At 65.7% G+C, this 18,910-nt stretch carries 17 protein-coding genes; 7 read left to right on the top strand and 10 right to left on the bottom strand.

Annotated elements, in window-relative coordinates; translation table 11 throughout:
* Positions 1-4: 4 nt before the first annotated feature.
* From M2351_RS18805 to M2351_RS18795, 3 genes are read right to left on the bottom strand one after another with little or no spacing between them, the layout of a single operon-like run.
* Positions 5-1,921, bottom strand: a complete 1,917-nt coding sequence (locus M2351_RS18805; RefSeq protein ID WP_264657639.1) for an esterase/lipase family protein — start codon at positions 1,919-1,921, stop codon at positions 5-7.
* A 37-nt stretch (positions 1,922-1,958) separates the two neighbouring features.
* Positions 1,959-2,702, bottom strand: a complete 744-nt coding sequence (locus M2351_RS18800; protein WP_264657638.1) for a hypothetical protein — start codon at positions 2,700-2,702, stop codon at positions 1,959-1,961.
* Positions 2,699-3,616, bottom strand: a complete 918-nt coding sequence (locus M2351_RS18795; protein WP_264657637.1) for a DUF2092 domain-containing protein — start codon at positions 3,614-3,616, stop codon at positions 2,699-2,701. The genes M2351_RS18800 and M2351_RS18795 overlap by 4 nt, the downstream gene beginning before the upstream one ends.
* Positions 3,617-4,120: 504 nt before the next feature.
* On the opposite strand from M2351_RS18795, the gene M2351_RS18790 reads away from it, so the two are divergent.
* The 7 genes from M2351_RS18790 to M2351_RS18760 all read left to right on the top strand — a co-directional run bounded on the left by M2351_RS18790 (position 4,121) and on the right by M2351_RS18760 (position 15,018).
* A complete protein-coding gene (locus tag M2351_RS18790) occupies positions 4,121-5,029 on the top strand; it encodes a transporter (protein WP_264657636.1) in 909 nt (302 codons plus the stop codon).
* 315 nt (positions 5,030-5,344) lie between these two features.
* Positions 5,345-5,839: an RNA polymerase sigma factor gene (locus M2351_RS18785; RefSeq protein ID WP_264657635.1), complete on the top strand. Its 495-nt coding sequence runs from the start codon at positions 5,345-5,347 to the stop codon at positions 5,837-5,839.
* Entirely contained in the window at positions 5,832-6,092 is a 261-nt protein-coding gene (locus M2351_RS18780; protein WP_264657634.1) for an anti-sigma factor family protein, read from the top strand. Before M2351_RS18785 ends, M2351_RS18780 begins: the two co-directional genes overlap by 8 nt.
* A gap of 433 nt (positions 6,093-6,525) precedes the next feature.
* Positions 6,526-10,515: a chemotaxis protein CheB gene (locus tag M2351_RS18775; RefSeq protein ID WP_264657633.1), complete on the top strand. Its 3,990-nt coding sequence runs from the start codon at positions 6,526-6,528 to the stop codon at positions 10,513-10,515.
* Positions 10,516-10,781: 266 nt separating this feature from the next.
* A complete protein-coding gene (locus M2351_RS18770) occupies positions 10,782-13,949 on the top strand; it encodes a CheR family methyltransferase (protein WP_264657632.1) in 3,168 nt (1,055 codons plus the stop codon).
* Positions 13,946-14,311, top strand: a complete 366-nt coding sequence (locus M2351_RS18765) for a response regulator (RefSeq protein ID WP_264657631.1) — start codon at positions 13,946-13,948, stop codon at positions 14,309-14,311. Before M2351_RS18770 ends, M2351_RS18765 begins: the two co-directional genes overlap by 4 nt.
* Before the next feature lie 23 nt (positions 14,312-14,334).
* Positions 14,335-15,018 carry a chemotaxis protein CheB gene (locus tag M2351_RS18760; protein WP_264657630.1) on the top strand — a complete coding sequence of 228 codons (684 nt, stop codon included), beginning with the start codon at positions 14,335-14,337 and terminating at the stop codon, positions 15,016-15,018.
* 77 nt (positions 15,019-15,095) lie between these two features.
* On the opposite strand, the gene M2351_RS18755 is transcribed toward M2351_RS18760, so the two are convergent.
* From M2351_RS18755 to M2351_RS18725, 7 genes are all read right to left on the bottom strand, one after another.
* Positions 15,096-16,283: a histidine kinase dimerization/phosphoacceptor domain -containing protein gene (locus tag M2351_RS18755; protein WP_264657629.1), complete on the bottom strand. Its 1,188-nt coding sequence runs from the start codon at positions 16,281-16,283 to the stop codon at positions 15,096-15,098.
* A 74-nt stretch (positions 16,284-16,357) separates the two neighbouring features.
* On the bottom strand, positions 16,358-16,648 hold the full coding sequence (locus M2351_RS18750; RefSeq protein ID WP_264657628.1) for a hypothetical protein: 291 nt from the start codon (positions 16,646-16,648) through the stop codon (positions 16,358-16,360).
* Positions 16,649-16,793: 145 nt separating this feature from the next.
* A complete protein-coding gene (locus M2351_RS18745) occupies positions 16,794-16,991 on the bottom strand; it encodes a hypothetical protein (RefSeq protein WP_264657627.1) in 198 nt (65 codons plus the stop codon).
* Entirely contained in the window at positions 16,988-17,320 is a 333-nt protein-coding gene (locus M2351_RS18740; RefSeq protein WP_264657626.1) for a hypothetical protein, read from the bottom strand. Before M2351_RS18740 ends, M2351_RS18745 begins: the two co-directional genes overlap by 4 nt.
* A 3-nt stretch (positions 17,321-17,323) precedes the next feature.
* Positions 17,324-17,857, bottom strand: coding sequence for a pentapeptide repeat-containing protein (locus tag M2351_RS18735; protein WP_264657625.1), 534 nt, complete (start codon positions 17,855-17,857; stop codon positions 17,324-17,326).
* Between the two features lie 332 nt (positions 17,858-18,189).
* The gene (locus M2351_RS18730) at positions 18,190-18,609 is read right to left on the bottom strand and encodes a CBS domain-containing protein (protein ID WP_264657624.1); all 420 of its coding nucleotides are present in this window, start codon (positions 18,607-18,609) and stop codon (positions 18,190-18,192) included.
* Entirely contained in the window at positions 18,572-18,868 is a 297-nt protein-coding gene (locus tag M2351_RS18725; protein ID WP_264657623.1) for a hypothetical protein, read from the bottom strand. Before M2351_RS18725 ends, M2351_RS18730 begins: the two co-directional genes overlap by 38 nt.
* Positions 18,869-18,910 lie beyond the last annotated feature (42 nt).

Below are 18,910 nucleotides of genomic sequence, written 5' to 3'. Positions count from 1 at the left end.
GGCCTCATGGCGACCGGCTTGCCACGCGGGGGGCTGCGACGCCCGGTGGTCTGCAGTCCTGGCGCTTTGTGCAGGACTCCGCCCAGTGCAGGAGAAGGATGCGCCGCACCTCCTCGATGGTGTGCGGATCGCCCTGCGTGGAATGGCCGGAGTGGACGATGTACTCGGATTCGACACCCGCGATGTGGGCGCTCTTGTATTCGACGACGCCGTCGTCGCCGGACTCGATGGGACCGTCGCCGCGCACGGCGATGATCGAATGCGCCTTGACCCCCGGGGCGATGGGAGTGGCGGCCAAGGCCCGGACCAGCACGCTGCCGGGCGTCATGCCGTAGACGCTGCCGAACCCCCCTTGTCCGGCCAGGGCGGTGCTCGTGCTGTCCAGCTTTCCGACGGCCAAGGCCTCCCTCAGCAGGTTGCCCGGCAGACGCACCAGACTTGCGACGAACTGGTTGATCCGGTTGCCGGCGACGTAGCTGCCGCCGTGGGGGGTGGCGATGAAGATGAGACGCTTGACCGAGGGCACCGGCTTTATGAACAGGAAGCGCTTCAACAGATCCCGACTGTCCGGATCGACGGGCAACTCGTCCGGCGGCTTCCGGAACGCCGTGTTCCAGAACCGGTCACCCGTATCGATCGCCGTCATTTTGGTCAGCAGGCCGCCCTGGCTGTGCCCGATGACGACCATCTCGTGCAGCGCCGGATCCTGCCCGGATGGGTCCAGGCCGGAGACCGCGTTCTGCAACGCGTCGCGCAGCAGCATCGCGGAATAGGGGACCGGATTGCCGGTTTCGTAGCTGAAGAACCAGAACTGGAAGTGGTCGCGGATGCGCGGATCGCCTCTCAGGTCGTTCAGCATCTCGGCCCAGCGCACGGCGCTCGACGCCGTCCCGTGGACGAAGACGACGGGAATGCGACCGGCCCGGTAGGGTTCCAGGGCGACCAGACGGGACGGAACCTTCTGCTCCAGCAGGCTGCCGCGCAGGAAGCCGCCGAACTCGATTTCCGATACCGGCAATCCACTCAGCATGTAGGCGAGCGTCGAGGTGTACTCCACCTCCAACGGGACATGCTGATGATCGATCAGCACCGCTTCGGTGTCGGATGACGGATAGAGTTCGAGCTGCCCGCGCACCGTTCCGTCGGCAATCTGGCGCCGGGGGTCCGTGATGCGCAGCAGGGCGGTTACCGGCGTCTTGACGCGCGGCGCAACCTGGAATCCCTTGGTCAGAGTGCCCTGCGTGGTGCCGGCCGCCAGGGGCGCCCCGATACCCGGCTGGCGGTAGCGGGCGTCGAGGCCATCGACTTCCACCTCGGCGATCGGAAAGAAGTCGGTCAGCTGGCGTCCTCCCCAGGCGAGTTCCCGTGAGTCGAAGGCGACGTCGAGCTGGCCGAACGGCAACCGATAGCTCGCCGCCTGGATGGCCATGCCGTTCCGGTCCTCGGTTTCCAATCCCGTGGTCAGGCCACGGTTGTACAGGTCGGTGGCGAGGCGGAAACGCGGATCGTAGGGACTGGGCGGCTGGTCCGCCGCGCCGGGAAAAAGAAAGGCGTAGGCGTAGAGGGCGGAGGCGAGATAATAGGGGCGCCCACCCCGGTTTTCGGCGTGCAGGAACGCCATTTCCGCCAGCGCGAAGACCTCATCGGCGCCACCGCGCCCTTGGGCGACCGCGGTGTGGAGGTCGGCGATGGCGACTTCGGGCTTTTCCAGGTAAAGGTCCGCGAGAGACCAGCGACGCAGCACGTTGTGGGTCGGGTCGCTGAGCGCGTTCGCCGACAGGACATTGCGGGTGATCTGCTGATGGACCGTGCCATGGTCCACGCGCTCGACGGTGACCGGGGTCGCGCAACCGCCGGCGAGGAGAACCCCGACCAGCAGAACCGCACCCGCAACCCAGGTTCGGAAGGCAGCCCGCATCATCAAGCCTCCAAGGCCGGCACCCTACGACCCGCTGGCCCTAATAGCCCGGAGGCGGAGCGACGGTGACGTAGGAAACGCTGCCGTTGACGTAGCTTTGGTTGTACCAAGTGCCGCCGCAGCCGTAATAGCTCACGCCGCCCGCCGGCACGACCGTCGGCGTGCAGGGCAGCACCGTCACGGTGGCCGGCACCGTCGACGCCGTGGTCGCGGCCCCCGCGATGTAACCGGCGGTTGCCCCGACCGCGGCGCCGGCCAGGGCGTAGCCCCATTCGTTGTCGTTGTCGTCATAATGATGGCCGTCCCAGTTGCCCGACATGTTCTGCGCCGCGTTGGCCCGGGTTTCCGTGCGCTCGGTCTGGCCTTGCTGGCGGGCATCGGTGCGTTCGGTCTGGCCTTGCTGCCGCTGTCCTTCCCGCTCGGTCCGTTCCTGCTGGCCCGAGGTGCGGGTGTCGGCGCGGGACTGGGTGCGGGTCTGCTGCGTGTCGGCGCGTTGCCCCGACCGCTCCGTGGCGCCCGCCTGACGGGAGGCGGTCTGCGTGGTCGCCGCCCGTTGCCCGGAACGCTCCGTCGCACCGGCTTGCCGGGCCCCTGTCGCCGCAGCACCGCCTCTCTGGCCTGAGAGGCTGCCGCTCGCCGCGGGGCCGGACCGGGAGAAGTTGCCTCCCCCACCCCCGCCACCACCGCCACGATTGCCGACGGCATGGGCGTCCATCACCGATCCGGCCACCAGGACCAGCAGGGCTGCGGTCGGAAGGGCGAGTCTGGATGACCGAATGTTCATTTCGGTGCTCCTTCTGCGCTGCCGGATGGTCCCGGCTTGGTCTGGGGCGGCGACGTGGTGGCCGGCGGTTGGTCGGACTTTGCACGCGGCACCCGGATCAGGAAGGGGATGCGCTCCGCCCCCGCCGGCAGGGCGACGGCGAGCTGCGCCGGCGCCACCTCGGGATTCAGCGCCCAGTCCGTCAGCTCGGCGCGGTACTGCGGCTCGCCCTCGTCGTTCTTGTAGGTGATGGTGATCCGTTGCGGCAGGGGCGTGCCCTCGCCGGCGATCCAGACCTGGAAGTCCGCATCCTCGGTCCGTGCCGCCAGATGATCGGTCGGCACCGGCGTCAGCGTGTCGCGCTCCACGTAGTCCAGCGCCTGGATGCGCTGGTCCAACTCCGCCGGCAGCGTGGTGACCAGCAGCAGCGCCAGCGGCACCCGCACCTGAAGGTCCTGGACCATAGAGTGGATGGCATCATCGACACTGCCTGGCTCGTCGACTTGGCCATAGACGTTCCGGTCCGGATTGAAGACGGTGATCGCCTTGCCGTCATAGCTCACCAGCGTCGTCTTCCCGTCGCTCTGCTGCGCTTCGACGCGCAACGCGTCGGGACGGGTCAGGGTAACCGTGCGGCGTTCGCCGAACTCGATCGTCTCACCGGTGTCCTGAACCACGTCGTAGTTGGACCGGATCGTCACGCGGAACCCCTTGGCCTGCGCCAGGGTGTCGGCCATGCGCTTCAGCGTGTTCATCGCCCCGCTGTCGATGACCGGCGCGTCGCCCCCGGCCTTGGGGGGCTCGGCCGCGGGTGCCGTCGCCTGTTGCGTCGCCATGGGCGTGCCGCTGGACGGAGGCTGCCCGGCGGCCCAGGCGGGGCTGAGCAGCAGCGAAACGCCAAGGACCGGCCATAGCGGTCGTGTGAGCCTTCTCATCGATGCGACCTCCTGATCTGGATCGGACGCAGGCTCACCCGTCGTTCGACGGGGTAGTCAGGAGAAAACCTGTTGGCGGTAAGGCCGGTCACCGGAATCGGATGTCGGGAGTCCATGCCTTTCGGGAAAAGCGTCCGGACTGGCAGCGTTCAGCATTGTAGCAATAGCTGTCTTGATTTGGATCAACATCAGGCTCGCTCTTCCAAAGGAACCGGGCCTAACCGTTCAAAAGAGGAACGATGCGTTCAATTGTGCTTTCCGGAAATGTCGGGCTATCTCCGGCGCTCAATCTGAGGAATACATTTATGCCGTTTCGAAAGAAGTTTCCGGGGCGAAGGCCCAATTGACAGGGCTGCGACCTCGACAGCAGGATGCTGCGTGGATCGTGCCCATGCAGAAGGTTGCGGTCGGGATCGGGCGCGCGAGGATTGGATGAGTGCGTCACCACTCGAATCCTGGTCGACGTGGCGGAGCAGGGGCGCCCATGCGCGTTGTGGACGTGGCATGGTCTCGACGCTTGTCGCGCTCGCGATGGCCGGCGCCGTGTCGGGGACTCATCGGGCCCGCGCACAGGAGATGGAGCCGCGCGCCTTCTCCGTCTCTCCCGTCGGCACCAACTTTCTGGTCGCGGGCTACAGCCGCTCGACAGGGGGTGTGTCGACTGACCCGTCGTTGCCGCTCACCAACGTCGAGGCCGTGATCACCAGCGGCATCCTTGGCTATCAGCGGTCCTTCGGCTTGGCCGGGCGTGCCGCCAGCGCGGCCTTGCTGGTGCCCTTCATCAACGGAGACGTCCGCGGGGATCTGGAAGACCAGAGCCGGCAAGTCTCCCGCAACGGGTTGGGCGACGTGAGACTGCGGTTTACGGCGAACCTCGTCGGCGGTCCGGCGCTCACCCCGGCGGAGTTTGCGCAACGCGCACCGACGACCACGCTCGGCACGAGCCTCACCGTCGTGGCGCCGACCGGGCAGTACAACCCGGCCTACTTGATCAACGTCAGCTCCCACCGGTGGGCGTTCAAACCCGAAATCGGCCTGTCGCAGCCATACGGGAACTGGTTCGCGGATGCCTCCACCGGCGTCTGGCTGTTCACCGACAATCCAAACTTCTTCCGGGGCAACCGGCGCAGCCAGGATCCGTTGTGGACGTTCGAGATGCACGGCGGCTACAACTTCCGCCCCGGCCTCTGGCTGGCAGCCGACGCGACCTATTACACGGGTGGGGAAACCAGCCTGAACGGCACCGCCAAGCACGACCTTCAGGCGAATTCGCGCTATGGCCTGACCCTTTCCGTGCCGATCCTCGACGGCGTGTCCGCGAAGCTGGCCTGGTCGAAGTCGCTGATCACGCGGGTCGGCGGAAGCTTCCAAACGGTCGGACTGACGCTTCAATATCGCTGGTTCGATCCTTGAACAACGCACCACGCGGCCCTTTGCTCCACCAGATCAACACGCGCGTCTGATCTACCAGCCGATGCTCGGGGTTCTCGCCTTCCTGCGGGCGAACGGCTTCTCACCTACATCTTCACCGGCGGCGGCACGGAATTCAGTCGCGTCTTCGCCGCCGCGCGCGGCTGGCAGGTCGTCTTCATGCGGGATGATTGGTCGCGGGTCCTTCCCGCATGACCCCGATGATTGCCCCTCTCCGTTGCGATGATGCTGTATGCTGAGAAAACAGCACAGCCGAGCGGGACGAAAACCATCTCGCCCCGCCGCAGAGGGGGAGACATGGCGGAAATATCAGTCCTTAAAAAGCTCATTCCACATCTTCGGCGTTATTCTCGAGCCATGACCGGCCACCATGACGTCGCCGATGGGCTTGTCGAGGAATGCTTGCGCATCGCTGCCAAAAATTTTGTGAACGTTCCCCATGACGGTGTGCGCATCTGGCTGTTCACTCTTCAGCATGATGCAATCGTTCGGGAAACCCCGAGCGCTCAGCAACCGAGGGAGGCGTCGGCCCTGGCACGTGGTCCGCCCAGCGACCTTCACGTTGCAGACAGCCGTGAACCCGGACTGCAATTGGCCTTTCATGCGCTCACGTTTGCACAGAAAGCGGTTCTTTTCCTGATGGCCGTCGAGGGGTTTTCGGACCAGGAGGCGGCGATCATCACGCGCATGACGGTGCGCAACGTAAGGCAAGCCCTTCGCGAGGCGTTCGATCAACTTGGCGCATTGCCCTTGGGCTTCCTCGCCCTCCGGAAGGAGGAAGCGGATGAGTGAACAGACACCGGAGTTCTCCCGCCAGAATCTCGATGATTATGTCAGCGGCAAGCTCAATGCGGCAAGTTCCAGGCGCGTCGAAACCTATTTAGCCGATAATCCTGAAATTGCGATGCAGGTTCGCCAGGACCAAGCGGTCCGGCAGCGTCTGTGCGAGATGTTCGCTCCGGTTCTCTCCGAACCCATTCCTGAGCGCCTGCTCGACATTCTCACGTCAGTCCGGTCCCGGAGATTTCGCTCCGGCACGCCTTGACCGGCCCATCCGTTCCTGATCCTGCCCGACGCTGCTGGCTTCGGAGTTCAACCAATTCGCGGGCACAGTCATACGGTCGGCGGATGAACGCTTCCTGTGCCCGCCGCCACGGTTGCTGCGTGCCAGTCGGCCGGGGCCTGCGCCCGGAGCCTTGGCGGCTGGCCAAAAAACAAAGATAGAATGCCGGGTGTTTTCATGGCCATCTTCATCTGTCGACTTGGTAGCCGAAGGCCATGCGCTTATCTGCCGGAAGATTCATGGCCTGCGCAGGCTATCCAGGGATTGATAATTATGTTAAGTTTAATTGCCTCGTCGAAGCTTGAACGAGGTTCGAAGTCTAAATTTGACGTGTGTATTGGCAGGAACAAAGCGAACATAACGCCATAACGTTTCCAAAACAACCATTTGGATTTGCAATAGGAATGCGTGCGATATGGCAAAATGCGGGAGAATCTTCCACGATTATACGCCCGTCTGCGCGATCGGCGCCTCCGCTGGCGGTGTGTCGGCGCTTCGGGAGTTCTTCGCCCAAATCGGGGATGATCTGGGCGTTGCCTTTGTCGTCATCATGCACTTGGCGCCGGACCACCCCGGCGTGCTTGCCGAAATACTCGCCGGGTCCACCACGATGCCGGTCCGGCCGGTCGCGGACAGCCCGCGTCTAATGCCGAACTGCGTCTACGTGATCCCGCCCGACCGTGAACTGGTAATCAAGGGCGATCACATCACCGCGCGGCCGTTCAGCGAAGCACGGGACAGCCGCGCTCCCATCGACCACGTCTTCCGCACCGTCGCCGCCGCGCGGGGCGACGGTGTGGTTGTCATTCTCACCGGAAGCGGTTCCGACGGGGCGGCGGGCGTCCGCGCGGTGAAGGAAGCCGGAGGCGTCGTTTTCATTCAGGATCCGGACGAGGCGGAATTTCCGGCAATGCCGCGCAGCGCCTTGGCAACGGGGGATGCCGATTTCGTTCTGCCGATCCGCAACATGGGCGAGCGCATTGCCGAGGTGGTGCGCAACAGGGCGGCCAGCCCGATGCTCGGCGGGGAGGAGGCGGAGAACCACCTCCGCGACATCCTCGGACTGTTGCAGGCCCGCACCGGGCACAGTTTTTCCCGCCACAAGCGGGCAACCGTCCTGCGGCGGATCCGCCGGCGCATGCGGGTGACGCGGTGTGCCGGGCTGGACGCCTACACTCACCACCTGCGGGAATCCCCGGAGGAAGCGCAGAAGCTTCTCGAAGACCTGTTGATCTCCGTCACCACGTTCTTCCGCAACCCGGACGCTTTCGAAGCGCTGGAGACAGAGGCGATCCGGCCGATCTTCGACCAGATGGAGGACGGTCAGGGCATCCGGGTCTGGGTTGCCGGCTGCGCCACGGGCGAGGAGGCGTACAGTCTGGCCATCCTCCTGCTGGAGGAAGCGACTCGCCGCAGCGCCTCCGTTCCCATTCAAATCTTCGCCACCGACCTGGACGAGGGGGCGCTGGCCACGGCGCGGGAGGGACTGTATCCCGCATCGATCGAAGCGGATGTCAGCGAGGACCGGTTGCGTCGGTTTTTTGCCAAGGAGGGGGCGCATTACCGGGTGACGAAGGAAATTCGCAATCTGGTCCTGTTCGCCTCCCACAGCGCGCTGAAGGATCCGCCCTTCATGCGGCTTCAGCTCATCACCTGCCGGAACCTGCTCGTCGACCTTGACCGCGACCTCCAGCGCGAGGTCTGCGGCCTGTTCCATTACGGGCTGGTTCCCAACGGCTGTCTGTTCCTGGGCTCGACCGAGACGGCGGAAGTAGTGACCGAACTCTACTCCGCCGTCAATCACGACGCGTGCCTGTATCGTGCCCTGCCACAAAACAGGCGACGGCTGCCGCCGTTGCCGGCCACCGAGGTAAGGGTGATGACCGCGCATCGGCCCCCGCGCTCTCCGGTGGGCCCTAGGGTGGGCAATGAGACGGCAATCGCGCAGATGCATGTCTCGGCACTGGAGCGTGCGGCGCCGCCCAGCGTGCTGGTGGACCGTGACCGGCGCATTCTGCACCTGTCGCCGACGGCCGGACGCTTTCTGCTGCCCTCCGGTGGCACCTTCACCGTCGATCTGCTGCCCCTGGTCCGACCCGAGCTGCGCATCGATCTGCACATCGCCCTGCGCCGCGCGCTGGAGCAGGGCGAGGCCACCCTGACTCCGCCGACCATTGTGGCCTTCTACGGAACGTCGCATCGGATTCTCATGCAGGTGACGCCGACACAGCCGTCGGAATCCACGACGCGCCAAGCTCTGGTGTTCTTTCTGGATGGCGGCCAAATCGATGCGGAGCCGTCTTCGGATGCATCGAGGACGACGGCCGAGCGTCTGAAAACAAGCCATGACGAGTATGAGCTTGCGATCCAGGAACTGCGCGCGGCCAACGAGGAACTGCACTCGATCAACGAGGAGTACTGCGCCACGTCAGAAGAGCTGGAGACCTCCAAGGAGGAACTCCAGTCCATGAACGCAGAGCTTCAGACCGTCAACGAAGAATTGCAGCGCAAGCTGGAGGTTATTGCGTCGGCTCACAGCGACCTGCGGAACATGGTGACCTCCACGGAGGTCGGCACGCTCTTCCTGGATGCGGAGCTGCGCATTCGCATGCTGACGCCCACGGTGGCGCGCGTGTTCAATATCACGGACGCCGACGTCGGACGCGCGATCACGACCTTTACGCACCGGCTCGACTACGACGGGCTGAACGCGGATGCGCGCCGCGTGCTGCGCGACCTGTGCCCCATCGAGCGGGAAGTGCCGACGATCGACGGCCGCTGGCTCATGATGCGGCTGCGGCCCTACCACACCATCGACGACCGCTTCGATGGTGTGGTCGTCACCTTCGTCGACGTGACCGAGCGCCGGCAGACGACGGCGCGCCTGGAGGCCAGCGAGGAGAAATACCGCTCGCTGTTCCAGTCGATGACCGAGGGGCTCGTGCTGGCGCGGATCATCTGGGACGAGGCCGGCCAGCCCGTGGACGCCGTCTATTCGGAGGCCAACCCGGCGGCCATTCGCACGGTGAAGGCGGAATTCCTGGGCCGGCGCCTCAGGGACGTGTTTCCTGATCTCGAACCGCACTGGTGGGAAATCCCGGCGCGCGTGTTGCGCTCCGGCGAGCCGGAACGGCACGAGTTGTTCGCCGCCCCTCTGGAGCAGTGGTTCGAGGTCTACATCTGGAAGGTCACGCGGGACGACGACCGCGTCGCCGTCCTATTCCGCGACGTCACCCGGGAACGGCGCCAGAGGGACGAGAGCGCGGCGCGGGAGAAGGCCGAAGCGGCAAACCGGAAGCTGTCGAGCTTTCTGGCGTCCGTCAGCCACGACCTGCGCCAGCCGGTCATGGCCGCCAATCTGTTCGTGGGGCTGTTGAAGATGCAGCCGCTCCGGGACAAGGAACGGGACCTGCTCGACCCCCTGGCCGACAGCCTCGCGAGCCTCACCGGCATGCTCACCGGCTTGCTGGAGGTGGCGCGGCTCGACGCCGGGGTGTTCCAGCAAAAGATTCGCGACTTCGACCTGGACGAGGTGCTGGGCCGTTTGCTCAGCGAATTTCAGGGTCAGGCCAGAGAGACCGAGTTGTTCCTTGAGGTGCCGCACACCGGCGTGGCGGTGCGCGCGGACCCCCTGCTGGTCGAATTGGTGCTGCGCAACCTCTTGTCGAACGCCGTGAAATTCACGGAAACGGGCGGCATCCGCGTCGAAGTGGCCGTGGAGGGGGAGGCCGTGCGGCTCTCGGTGGTCGACACGGGCGTCGGGATCCCGGCGGAAAAGATCGAGCACATCTTCGACGAATATGTTCAGCTCGGGAAGACCGCCCGGGACCACAGCCGCGGGTTCGGCCTTGGGCTCTCCACGGTGCGCCGCGTCGCGGCCCTGCTCGGGACCGCGGTGGAGGTGCGCTCGGACGTGGGGCACGGCTCCACCTTTTCCCTGTCGCTCCCGCTCGCCGGGACCGACCAGGCGCAGCCCGAGGACAATCTCGACCCATCCAAAAGCGGCTCCCCCAAAGGCGATGCGCGGGTTGCCCTGAACGGCGCCACGGTGCTGGTGGTGGATGACGAGGCGCTGGTGCTCAAGGCGTTGACGCTGTCGCTCCAATCGCACGGCGCCACGGTGCTCGCCGCCCACAGCCTGCGTGAAGCCGTGACGCTCCTGGAGCGGTCATCCCCGGCGCCCGACGCGATCGTTGCCGACTACACCCTGTCGCACGGCGAGCGGGGGACGGAGGCCATCGCCGCCGCAAGCGCACGGGGCGTGGCGGCCGCCGTTCTGATCACCGGCGACACCGCGCCGGAACGGATGGCCGAAGCGCAGGGGAGCGGTTATCGACTGCTGAACAAGCCCGTGGACTCGATCCGCCTCGTCGAACTCCTCGCGGAGATGCTGGCGCGCCACTGATCGCACGCCGCCCAGGTGGCGTGGGGGCGTGTTGCGGAAGCGCGGCATGGCGACGCCGCCCCCGTTGGAGTAAAAGAATCACGGGACGCAGTGGGCGCCAGGGCTTCGGCGGGCTTCCACGCCGCGTCCGTGGAAAGGGCATACGCAGGAAGGCGGGTGGCGATCCACGGCCACACATGCACACATGTCGATCACCAAGAACACCGTCACCGACGTCGTTGAACGACACCGAACCGGTCCTCTCGGACCTCAGGAAGGACCGCAGAATGACCGATAAGCCATCCTTCCCGATCGTGGGGATCGGCGCGTCCGCCGGAGGGGTCGAGGCCTTGGAGGGGCTGTTCCGCGCCATGCCCGCCGACAGCGGCATGGCGTTCGTCGTCGTCACCCATCTGGCGCCGGAACACGAGAGCCTGCTGGCCGACATCATCGGCCGATGCACCAAGACACCGGCGCGTCAGGCGTGCGATGGGGAGGCCGTCGAGCCGAACCGCATTTACACCCTGCAACCGGGAACCCTGCTGACCATCGGAGACGGCGCGCTCCACGTGCGGCCGCTGAACGCCACTTATCGCGAGCGCAACCCGGTCGACATCTTTCTCGGCTCGCTGGCCGACGACTGCGGTGAACGGGCGATCGGCATCATCCTGTCGGGCGGCGGCAGCGACGGAACCCTGGGCGTCAAGGCGATCAAGGAACGGGGCGGCTTCACCATCGCGCAAGGCCACGACGGCATCCCGCGCCATGCCGGCATGCCGAACAGCGCCATCGCCGCCGGCGTCGTCGATCTTGTCGTGCCCGTCGAGGCGATGGCGGCGACGCTGGTGGACATCGTCCGGGTCGCCGCGCCGCTGGGCGATCTCACGAAGGACAGGGATGCGCGGGAGAGCGCGCGCCTGGAGGCGGCGCGCAAAAGCATCACCACCGTCCTGCGCAAACAGGTCGGGCATGACTTTCGCGGCTACAAGCCCAACACGTTCCTGCGCCGCGTGCAACGCCGGATGCAGGCCCTGCGGCTGACCGACATCGATGGCTATGTCCAACATCTGCGCGAGGATCACGGCGAAGCGGCGGCGCTGTTCCGCGATCTGCTCATCGGCGTTACGACCTTCTTCCGCGATGGCGAGACCTTCCAGGCGCTGGAGGACCAGGTTATCCCGCACCTGTTCGCGGGGAAGGACGCCAGCGATGCGGTGCGCGTGTGGGTGCCCGGCTGCGCCACCGGCGAGGAGGCCTACTCCGTCGCCATGCTGTTGTCCGAGTATGCGGAGACCCTGCACGCGCTGCCGAGAATCCAGGTGTTCGCCACCGACATCGACGACTCGGCCCTAGAGGTGGCGCGCACCGGGCGCTACCCCGCCAGCCTGGTGCAGGATGTGCCGCCGGGCCGGCTCAAGCGCCATTTCATCGAGGACGGCACCAGCTACGTCGTGCGCAAGGAGGTGCGCGACCTGTGCATCTTCTCGGCGCACAGCATCGTCCGCGACCCGCCCTTTTCGCGCATCGACCTGATTTCGTGCCGTAACCTCCTCATCTACCTGGGGGCGGAACTCCAGGATCAGGTCATTCCGATGTTCCACTACGCCCTGCGGCCCGGCGGATACCTGTTCCTCGGCGTGGCGGAAACGATCGGGCAGCATCAGACGCTGTTCGCCCCCATCGACAAGAAGCACCGCCTGTTCCGCCGGCAGGACACCGCCCCGGTGAGTATCCCCTTTCCTTTGGGCGGGCATGGCAGCCGTTCGGTCCAGGGGGCGGTCGAGACGCCCCGCTCCACCCAGTCCAACGCCGCCCTGCTGCGCGGGCAGGTCGAAGCCCGCGTGCTGGAGCGGTTCGCGCCGGCCCACGTCGTGGTCAACCAGAACGGCGAGGTGGTCTACTATTCGGCCAACACCGGCAAATACCTACAGGCGCCGCCCGGCGTGCCGAACCGGCAGCTGCTGGCGATGGCCCGCAAGGGTTTGCGGCTGGACCTGCGCGGCGCCATGCACGATGCGACGCAGACGCACAAGCCGGTCACCCGCAAGCATCTCGCGGTGGAGGTGGACGACCGCGTCCAGCTGATCGACCTGACGATCGAGCCATTCGACCGGGATGGCGAAGCGCTTTTCCTGATCGTGTTTTCCGACGTCGGCCGCCCCGGCTCACCGGAGGCGATCTACGGCAAGGAACGCCATTGGGGGCAGGATCACACCGCGGTGGAGCAGCTGGAGCGCGAGCTGCGCGACACCAAGGAGCGCCTCCAGAGCACGATCGAGGAGTACGAGACCTCGCTTGAGGAGCTGAAATCAGCCAACGAGGAGCTGATCTCGGTGAACGAGGAGCTGCAATCCACCAACGAGGAGCTGGAAACCGCCAAGGAGGAGACCCAATCCGTCAACGAGGAGCTTCACGCCGTCAACCTCGAACTCAACAGCAAGGTCGAGGCGTTGGACCAATCGAACAGCGATCTCCAGAACCTGTTCAACAGCACCCGGATCGGCATCGTCTTTCTCGACCGGAACCTGTTGATCCGCAGCTTCACCTCCGCGGTGACGGAGATTTTCAATCTGATCGCGAGCGACCGCGGACGCCCGCTGACCGACATCGTCAGCCATCTCGACCGGCTGGATCTCGCCCGGGATCTCCGCGACGCCCTGGTCCGCCCGGAGCCCCTGGAGAAGGCGGTGCAGTCCAGGGAGGGGCACCGGCACTACATCATGCGCATCCTGCCCTACCGGAACGCGCGCAACGATCTGGAAGGCCTGCTGTTGACCTTTGTGGACGTCACGTCGCTGAAGGAGGCTGAAGAGCAGCAGCGCCAATTGGTTGGCGAGCTGGACCATCGGGTCAAGAACATGCTCACGGTCATCACCGCGCTGGCCCGGCAGACGCTGAAGACCATGGCCAAGGAGCCGGAATACGCGGCGTTCCTCGGCCGCCTGCAGGCAATTTCCAACACTTATGACCTGCTGACGCGCGATGGCTGGGGCGACGTCCCGTTGCGCGCCATCGTTCTGAACGAGGTGAAGCCCTACACCGGCGAGGAGGGGCGTTTCACCATTGAGGGGCCGGTGGTCCAACTCCGGCCCAAGGCTGCGCTGGCGCTCGGCATGGTGATCCACGAGCTTGCAACCAACGCCGTGAAATACGGTTCGCTGTCGGTGCCGGCGGGGCATGTCGCCGTGACCTGGGAAATCGGCCGGGCGGAAATCAGGCAGGAGAAGGACATGGCCTTGCTCGTCCGTTGGCGCGAGACGAACGGGCCCGAGGTGACGGCGCCCGCCCATCACGGTTTCGGTTCCAGGCTCATCACCCAGCAAATCCGCCATGAACTCCGCGGCGACGCCGTGGTGGAGTACGATTCGGCCGGCCTGGAGGCGACGCTCATGGTGCCGATCACCCAGACCAGGAGCGACGCCAAAGGTCCCGAAGGCTTGGGAGAGGGCGCATGACCGGAAAGCTTCTGGACGGTTGCCGTGTTTTGATCGTCGAGGACGAGCTGCTGATCGCCATGGTCCTGGAGGAGAACTTGGAGGACGCCGGGGCCACGATCGTCGGCATGGCGGGTTCCCTGGCGGATGCCCTCGCGCTGATCGAACGCGAAGCGTTCGACGCGGCGGTGCTGGATGCCCGGCTCGACGACGAACCGGTGACCGCGGTCGCCGACGCGCTCGCTGCCGGCGCCATTCCCTTCGTCTTCCATTCGGGGTACGGGCCGGAGCATCTCCCAGCGCAACACCGCCACCGACCCTTGCTCCGCAAGCCCTCCGACCCCGCCGCCGTCGTCCTTGCGCTGCGCGACGCTCTTGGCTGAAAGGGCGGCTGAAAGGGCCGCCGATGATCGAGGCCGGCGAGCAGCAACACCGGGATGGCCCGCATGACGGAAAACGTGACGGAAAAGCGCGGCCGGTGTTGAACGGAAATCCGCAGCGAAGAGTTTCCGCAATGGGGCCGCAGCCACGCGACATCGTCGTCATCGCCGCATCGGCTGGCGGTGTCCAGGCCTTGCAAAAGCTGGTCGGCGGCCTTCCGGCGGACCTGCCCGCATCCGTCTTCGTCGTCGTCCACATCGGCGCGCACCGTCCCAGTCTTTTGCCCCATCTTCTGAGCAAGGCCGGCCCCTTGCCGGCGTACCACCCCGTTCCTGGCCAGACCATCGAGCGGGGCCGGATCTACGTGGCGCCCCCCGACCTGCACATGCGGTTGCAGCCCGAAGCCATCCACCTCGATCGGGGTCCCAAGGTCCGGCACACCCGCCCGGCGGCGGACCCGCTGTTCCAGTCGGCGGCGGAGACCTATGGGCCAAGGACGGTCGGAATGGTGCTGACCGGCGGAGATTTCGACGCAACCCTGGGCGCCCGGGCCATCAAGAAGCATGGCGGAGTCATCATCGTTCAGCAGCCCTATGAGGCGGAGACGCCCTCGATGCCGCTGAGCGCCCTTCGCGACGACCACCCGGACTACATCCTCCCGATAGAGGACATGCCTGCTCTCCTCGTGACGCTGAGCAAAGGGGTGTAGGACGCGGAGTGCACCCCTCCTTATTGCAGGCCGGTGTCCGGTAGCATGTCTTTCGAGAACGATCAAGCCGCGGGACGTCAGGCCGGAAAGGTGATCGTGACGGCGACGCCGCCATCGCAACCGATCTCCATCTCGCCGCTGATCTTTTCGACGAGAGATCGAATGATTCCATAGCCAAGGGCACCGTCCCGGCCGGTGGACATGCCCATCCCATCGTCGCGGACACGCAGCGTCACGCGCTCCGCCTGCGACCGCCGGGCCGCCACCTCGATGCGTCCCGCCCGATTGGGCGGAAACGCGTGCTTCATGGCGTTGGTGACCAGTTCATTCACGATCAGGCCCAGCGCGATGGCGTGATCGGCCAGAATGTGAATGCTGTCGTCGGCCTGCACCTCGATCCGGATGTCGGCAGTCTTGCCGGATGCGGCCATCAAGGACGCGCAGAGGCCCCGCAGGTAGGGAGCAAGCCCGATCCGACGGGGATCCCCCGATTTGCTGAGCAGGTCGTGCGCGTGCGCCATCGCCCCCAGCCGTTCCTGGGTGTCGAGAAAGAGCGCCCTGACGGCCGGGTCCGCCTGTTGGTACGCCTGGGCAATCAGCAGCGACGAGGCGATGGCCAAGCTGTTCTTGGCCCGGTGATCCACCTCGCGGAGCAGCACCTCGTTTTCCGTCAGAAGGCGGGACAGACGCGCGTTGGCCACCGTCAATTCCTGCGTCCGTTCGGCCACGCGCTGTTCCAGGTTCCGGGCGAACTGTCTCAGGTCGTCTTCGGCGTCGCGGCGCCGTGTGACGTCCAGAAAGGACAGGAAATGGTGGACGATCCGTCCATCCTCGTCGGCCCACGGGCTGACGAACAGCGTTGCCCACAGCGTGCTGCCGTCCTTGCGGTACTGCAGGATCTCCAATGTTTCGTCGCGCCGTTCGGCGATGGCGCTCTCGAATTGTTGGAGTGCCGCCGGACTGGTCTCCGGCCCGTCCAGAAAATGCGGCTCCTGCCCAAGGATCTCGTCCATGGCGTAGCCGGATATTCTCAGAAAGGCGTCGTTGGCGAAAATCACCGGGTTGCCGGGCAGCGTCGCGTCGGTGACAATCATCGGCACTCGTGTCGCGGCGACCGCCTTGACGAAAATTCCTCCCTGAGATCGCACACCATCCACCTTCCGCTCCGCGTCGGTGCGTTCCGGTGTGTTGGGCAAGTTCGGCTGGAAGTTGCTCATGCCCGATAGCATGGCATAGCCGGCGCCAAACACGTAGTCGAAATTCACAATGTTCCCAGCCGTCAGTATTTTATTTCCGTTCAGCGTCTTGCAAAATATTCATTCCGCGCAAGAGAGGCTGATCAGGGAATCCTGAGACTCGAAAGAAATTTTAGACTGATGCTGACCGCGTTCCTTGTTCTCACCTGCGTATTTTGCGATAAGATCTGCATGTCTTGGGCAAGCGACTTCACCGCCTTGGCCTCCTCGCAAAGGGCCGCACTCCGTGCGAAGGCTTGAGCGAAGACGCGTTCGGCCTTTCGCCGTATTTGGGACGCGCGTGCGATGCTGTCCGCCGCCGCGTCCATGAGTTCACGGTTCCGGAGAAGGAGTTGGTCGAAAGAGCGATTGGCGGATTCATCATTCTGGGACACGCGCCTCTCCCGCAGCCAGGGCGGGAGTACGTGTGTCTCTCAGCTACCCAATACCAAGATTATCCCGGGCAATATGGATGATTTGGGGATCGCCCGTGGGATTCCGAAAGTTCAAATATGTGGCCGCCTGGAGAAACGGGCCGGCCTATCGATCTTCCGGGGACGCAATTCGCTCGCGCACGCGGGATGCGATACGCTCGTCGGTCACCGGCGGGCCATATCCGGCGAGGGCGGCGCGCATCATATCGTTCACGCCGTCGCCGGGCCGTTGCGTCCAGAGCGCGACGTCGAAGGTGCAGCCGAACACCGTCTCGTAACGCCTCAGAAGTTCGCGGTCGATCATGGTGCTCCTCCTGGTTCGGGCCGGCTGGGCGCAAGCGCCGCCGGGCGCGGCCGCGCGGGGCGCGGTTTCGGCGCCTTGATCCGCAGCTGCTCCACCCAGCACGGGGGATAGCCGTCAGTCCCGAAGGACCAGAGGGTCCGCTCGCTTCCGTCCACGGCGCGCAGCGACACACGGGCGTCGTGACCGTCCTTGCCGGCTTGATTGGCGGCCTGCACGGCCGCGGTCAGAGCGCCGTTCCGTCCGTTCGGGAAGGGGCCGTATCGGTTCCTCCCCAGCAGAATGAACCAGCCGGCCCCGCGTTGCGCGACAAGGTAGTGGGCGTGTCCCATGCCTCACCCCTCCCGCCGGTCCGGCAGGCGCGTGTCCGAATCACCCAAGGCGTTGGCGAGTTGATCGCCCATGAGTCCGGTTGCGGTTCGCAGGTCGGCGCCGTGCAACCGCGCGCCCCACAAGCTGGTTTCCGTGCAATCCGCTTCCGACAGGTCCGCACCGGACAGATCCGCGTGATCCAGGTTCGCATTCCGGAGATCGGCCTGACACAGGCGGGTCTTGCCGAGCCGGACGTTCCACAACGACGCCCGCTCCAGGCAGGCGCCGTCAAAATGCGCGCCCGAGAGGTCGGCGTGGTCAAGATCGGCACCTCTCAGGTCGCAGCCGTCGAACCGCGCGCGGCGCAGGTCGGCCCGCCACAACGACCGGCCGGACAGGTCGGCATGGCGCAGGTCGGCTTGACGGCCCTCTTCTCCCACGCTCTCCAGCCACACGCGGTGAGCGGCCAGCACGGCATTGAGCGCCTCGGCGGACGGCCGCACTCTCTCCGCCGGAGCGGACTCCTGACCGACAGGGCTGCGGACACGCTCCACCATGGTGTTGTCCTCTGTGTGTGGCCGGGGTGTATGGCCGGGTTCAGGAAGCCAGGACCCGGTAAATCTCGGTGAACCGGGTCAGTTGAGCGCCGCACCGCAGGGCTCCTTGACCGGACGGCGATAAGGTCGGAGGGCGTCCGGGGGAACAGGGCGACGCCCCATGCCAGCGTTGTTCGGCGGCCGTCCAGCGCAGGCGCTCACGCAGAACGTCGGCGCCCTCGGGCGCGGTTCCTGCGAAAGCCATGAAGCGCGATTCCATGATCATCTTCCTTCGGTTCGGGAGCGCGTCACAGGACGCACTGGTTCAATTCGGGCGGTCCAACGCGGGATCGTCACCCGAGCCGTTCCCAGCATCGGCGTTCGGCCTCCAATTCGGTCTTTTCCGCCCCGGCAAAATCGACGCGGGAAATCAGCCCGATGACACGCCCGTCGTGGACGACGGGCAGGTGGCGATACCCTCCGTCCTCCATCATCTGCAGTCCGGTGAGCGCGAGGTCGGCGGCGGGGATGGTGTCCGGATGCGCGGTCATCACCTCGGCCACCGTGACGCGCTCCGGATCACGGCGTTCGGCGACGACGCGGCGAACCACGTCCTGTTCGGTGAGGATGCCCTCCAACCGTTCGGCGGTCATGGCGAGCACCACGCACTGCCGCCGCTCCGCCATCGCCACCGCCGCGGCGTGGACCGTGGCCGAAGGTGGCAGGACCACGGCGTCAGTGCCGGGCATCACTTCGAAGACTCGGCGGGGCATGGCGGGGTTCCTCCAGGGCAACTGGCGGACAGGCATCGCGGCCGTACATCCACCGGATTTCGTACGGGCGGTCCGACGTCGGCCGTGTCAGCACGACGCTGGCAAAGCCGAGACGGCCCGCCGCTTGTGCTTCCCGCGTCGCACGGACGACCGCGTCGGTGAGGCTGGCGCACAAGGGATAGACGAACCCATCGACCCGCACGGTCCAGCCGGCCCGGGTTTCGATGACGAAGAACGCAAGTTTTGTTTTTTCGAGCATGCCGAGGCTCCCCTTCGGGCAGCAAGTCCGCGCGCCCGGTCA

Origin of the sequence: Azospirillum canadense (assembly GCF_025961225.1) — a bacterium.
Lineage (GTDB): Bacteria > Pseudomonadota > Alphaproteobacteria > Azospirillales > Azospirillaceae > Azospirillum > Azospirillum canadense.
Note: the sequence above shows the minus strand (reverse complement) of the source record. Positions and strands in the feature narration are given on the sequence as shown.

Bases quoted from the DNA above. Each gene is read 5' to 3' on its own strand.
- M2351_RS18745 (WP_264657627.1), bottom strand. From the start codon at position 16,991: ATGATCGACCGCGAACTTCTGAGGCGTTACGAGACGGTGTTCGGCTGC.
- M2351_RS18790 (WP_264657636.1), top strand. From the start codon at position 4,121: ATGGTCTCGACGCTTGTCGCGCTCGCGATGGCCGGCGCCGTGTCGGGG.
- M2351_RS18775 (WP_264657633.1), top strand. From the start codon at position 6,526: ATGGCAAAATGCGGGAGAATCTTCCACGATTATACGCCCGTCTGCGCG.
- M2351_RS18770 (WP_264657632.1), top strand. From the start codon at position 10,782: ATGACCGATAAGCCATCCTTCCCGATCGTGGGGATCGGCGCGTCCGCC.
- M2351_RS18805 (WP_264657639.1), bottom strand. From the start codon at position 1,921: ATGATGCGGGCTGCCTTCCGAACCTGGGTTGCGGGTGCGGTTCTGCTG.
- M2351_RS18765 (WP_264657631.1), top strand. From the start codon at position 13,946: ATGACCGGAAAGCTTCTGGACGGTTGCCGTGTTTTGATCGTCGAGGAC.
- M2351_RS18740 (WP_264657626.1), bottom strand. From the start codon at position 17,320: ATGGGACACGCCCACTACCTTGTCGCGCAACGCGGGGCCGGCTGGTTC.
- M2351_RS18725 (WP_264657623.1), bottom strand. From the start codon at position 18,868: ATGCTCGAAAAAACAAAACTTGCGTTCTTCGTCATCGAAACCCGGGCC.
- M2351_RS18760 (WP_264657630.1), top strand. From the start codon at position 14,335: ATGATCGAGGCCGGCGAGCAGCAACACCGGGATGGCCCGCATGACGGA.
- M2351_RS18800 (WP_264657638.1), bottom strand. From the start codon at position 2,702: ATGAACATTCGGTCATCCAGACTCGCCCTTCCGACCGCAGCCCTGCTG.
- M2351_RS18730 (WP_264657624.1), bottom strand. From the start codon at position 18,609: ATGCCCCGCCGAGTCTTCGAAGTGATGCCCGGCACTGACGCCGTGGTC.
- M2351_RS18735 (WP_264657625.1), bottom strand. From the start codon at position 17,857: ATGGTGGAGCGTGTCCGCAGCCCTGTCGGTCAGGAGTCCGCTCCGGCG.
- M2351_RS18785 (WP_264657635.1), top strand. From the start codon at position 5,345: ATGGCGGAAATATCAGTCCTTAAAAAGCTCATTCCACATCTTCGGCGT.
- M2351_RS18795 (WP_264657637.1), bottom strand. From the start codon at position 3,616: ATGAGAAGGCTCACACGACCGCTATGGCCGGTCCTTGGCGTTTCGCTG.
- M2351_RS18780 (WP_264657634.1), top strand. From the start codon at position 5,832: ATGAGTGAACAGACACCGGAGTTCTCCCGCCAGAATCTCGATGATTAT.